The 2,918-nt window shown below is 30.3% G+C and carries 4 protein-coding genes; 1 reads left to right on the forward strand and 3 read right to left on the reverse strand.

Annotated elements, in window-relative coordinates; translation table 11 throughout:
- Positions 1–543 precede the first annotated feature (543 nt).
- From ACRDBA_RS00320 to ACRDBA_RS00330, 3 genes are all read right to left on the reverse strand, one after another.
- Positions 544–750: a hypothetical protein gene (locus ACRDBA_RS00320; protein WP_438570957.1), complete on the reverse strand. Its 207-nt coding sequence runs from the start codon at positions 748–750 to the stop codon at positions 544–546.
- A 220-nt stretch (positions 751–970) separates the two neighbouring features.
- Positions 971–1,339: a hypothetical protein gene (locus ACRDBA_RS00325; protein WP_438570958.1), complete on the reverse strand. Its 369-nt coding sequence runs from the start codon at positions 1,337–1,339 to the stop codon at positions 971–973.
- A gap of 87 nt (positions 1,340–1,426) precedes the next feature.
- On the reverse strand, positions 1,427–2,182 hold the full coding sequence (locus tag ACRDBA_RS00330; RefSeq protein ID WP_438570959.1) for a hypothetical protein: 756 nt from the start codon (positions 2,180–2,182) through the stop codon (positions 1,427–1,429).
- Between the two features lie 504 nt (positions 2,183–2,686).
- Here ACRDBA_RS00330 and ACRDBA_RS00335 point away from each other — a divergent pair.
- Positions 2,687–2,918 (forward strand): DUF1659 domain-containing protein (locus tag ACRDBA_RS00335; protein ID WP_438570960.1); only part of this gene is annotated, 232 nt, incomplete at its 3' end.

Genomic DNA, 2,918 nt, shown 5'->3' on the forward strand with positions numbered 1-2,918 from the left:
CAAAAAACTAGTATAGCAACTACAACAATATATAAATCTAGTATCTATTCTTTCAAATAAGTCTATACTCCACCTATAAAAGGAGTGGATTGTATTGAAAAAAACTAAAAATAGATTTATTAATAAAAGTAAAGAAACTTATATAAAATCTGAATTTATTTTTACCGTAGCTGCATTAGCACTTATTTATTTTATTGCATATTCACTATAAGCATCGGACCTTCTTTAGTCTGGCATCACAGTTTGCAGCGCTTTTTGCTGCAATCTGTGATGTCAGACTTGACCCCAGAGCTTTTGACCCCAAGATACAAGTAAAGATAGCTGATGAAGGAGCGGTTTTTGCTCCTACTTCAGCTATCCTCCACTACTCTCTTAAAATAACTTAACTACCTAATTTTCTCTTATTTTAATGAAATATGTATATAAATTTTAAATCAAATCATAATTAAACTATGATCGGATTACTAAAAATTCAATCTCCCCCATTAAGCTATAGTCCCCCGAAAAACTATAGCTTTTTTATTTGCCTAAAAACTTATTTAACTACTGTTGCTGCATTATGATCCTATGAGTTTTATCTATATGCTCAATCATATCCTCTATACTAGAATCACTCACCTTACACTTATATACAACACTTTCCCTGTACCCAGATAGACTATCTTCATATAACTTAACAACATATAAATCATCTTCCATAGATAGCTTTAATCCCATATCACTTGTAATCTCAACCTCTTTTATTATCATATAAATATCTTCATCCCTTCTTCTTAAAAGCAGAAAAACAATATAAAATAACCCCTGAAAACAAAATATTAATAAAAAAACAACTTGCTGTAAAAAAAATAATCTCCCCCATATTTACCCCTAACAAAATCTATAATTTGAGCACCGCGTTGGCGAAACATCTTCTCGTATTCTTTTCTTTAATAGCTTTTATTTTATCATCTATTTTTTATAATAAACATTAATTAACTTGATATGAGCCTATAATAGTTACACCGTCTTTATCATAAAGAGGTATAAATCTATCACCTTTCATTTTCTTTTTTAGAGAATACTGAACTGCCTCTTTAGGAGTATTCGGTTGATTTTCTTCATCATACAAATCCTTCTTTTTAACATATCCTTCTATTTCATCTTTGCCTTGTGCTGCTATTAAATCTGGCTCTATAGTTTCTCCATCATTTATCAGATAAGTACCATATGTCTCTCCATTTTCATTAACATTAAATGTAGTATTATACTTAGTAATTTCAACTTTAGTTTCTTCATATGAAGAAATTACAAATATAGTTAACCCAATTGTAATTAATATGAATCTTTTTAAACCCATAAGTCCACCTCATTTACTTTATATTATACTATTTATTTAATAAAAAACACCGTACTCCGCTTTTAAGCTTAAGTAGGTGTTTTCAAATTAGTCTATTTTGTATGTTCCTATAACAGTTATACCATCGTTATCATAAAGAGGTATAAACCTATCACCTTGAATTTTCTTTTTTAAAGAATACTTAACTGCCTCTTCAGGGGTATTCGGTTGAATTTCTTCATTATATAAATCAGACTCCAAAACATATCCTTCTACTCCATTTTGTCCTTCTGCTGCTATTAACTGCTTTGTTTCATATAAATATTGACGTTCTTTTAATTCTTCATCTGATATTTTTATTCCCATTTCTTTTATTATTACTATTGGACTTTGATTCGCCCCAACAGATGTATATCCATTCCCATTATACACTTTAGTTGTTCCTTTTGTATAATATCTACCTTTCCCAGATACTTTAGGTGTTTGCCTTCTAAGATTTGAAGACATATTAGTAGTATAATCCCAATCACCAGTTGCTGCTACTCTACCAGTTGCTTCATTGTATAAATTAGTATGGGCACCTAACCAACCGGCAGGATCATGAACCCCCATAGTTTTCTTAATATCTGTAGTTCCATAAGCCAGACCTGATGATAACCATGAACCAGTTGTATTCATGTAATGTCTCCCACTTACAGTAAATGTTTTAGGCTTACTTGCACTTCTTAATATATCTTCACTACTTTTATGTGTGCTTTGAACCTTATTTGAATCAAAAACTGCGTCCGTAGCATATGCACTATTAGTTAGTAGTGATACTGATACAAGTGTTAACGCCAATGATTTATAAAGTTTTCTTTGCATGCTATTAATCTCCTTATGTCTTTAAACCTATCTAAAAATACCTCTTAAATTTAGACTAAATTTAATTTAATTACAATATGTTCGAGCAAACTAGTCATTAAATAACACATTTTGGATTAATAAAAATTCAACCTCTTTTATTATCTATTTGAACTAAATCTTATTTATCTTGACCATAACTTGCTATAAACATTATAGGTTAATTCACTTCTATCTATGGATATTACGTCATTATAATCACATTCTTTGAATATCTTTATTTCATCGTTACTTACATAAATACACCCCCTAATAGCTCTTTTCTAACCTAGCTATAATATCATTTAAACGAGCTATCTCCTTCTTAACTGTGCGACTTCATCAAATACTTTCATCCCATCACCTATTCATAAATTTTCATTAATTAAAATCAGAAAAAATATTCATCAACTATATTTTAGGACATTGCACCTAATCCTAATTACAATTAAGTTAAATAAACCAAACAACCAAGGAGGTAATGATATGGAACCTGTAACATATGCAGATAGTGTTGTACAAACAAAGAATCCTTCATCATTAAGAATCAAATTAGACTGTGGTCTAGGAGAAAATGGCAAGACAATAACTAGAACTAGAACATACTCAAGCGTAAAACCAACTGCAGCTGCTGTTGATGTTTATAACGTAGCAGATGCACTAATTTCGCTTCAACAACACAGAATGTTAGACATAGCAAAACAAGACAGTACAAGCT

The organism is Clostridium sp., from assembly GCF_051654825.1.
In the GTDB taxonomy this organism is placed as follows: domain Bacteria; phylum Bacillota; class Clostridia; order Clostridiales; family Clostridiaceae; genus Clostridium.

Excerpts from the sequence above, each read along its gene's own strand:
- ACRDBA_RS00330 (WP_438570959.1), bottom strand. The coding sequence starts at position 2,182 with ATGCAAAGAAAACTTTATAAATCATTGGCGTTAACACTTGTATCAGTA.
- ACRDBA_RS00325 (WP_438570958.1), bottom strand. The coding sequence starts at position 1,339 with ATGGGTTTAAAAAGATTCATATTAATTACAATTGGGTTAACTATATTT.
- ACRDBA_RS00320 (WP_438570957.1), bottom strand. The coding sequence starts at position 750 with ATGATAATAAAAGAGGTTGAGATTACAAGTGATATGGGATTAAAGCTA.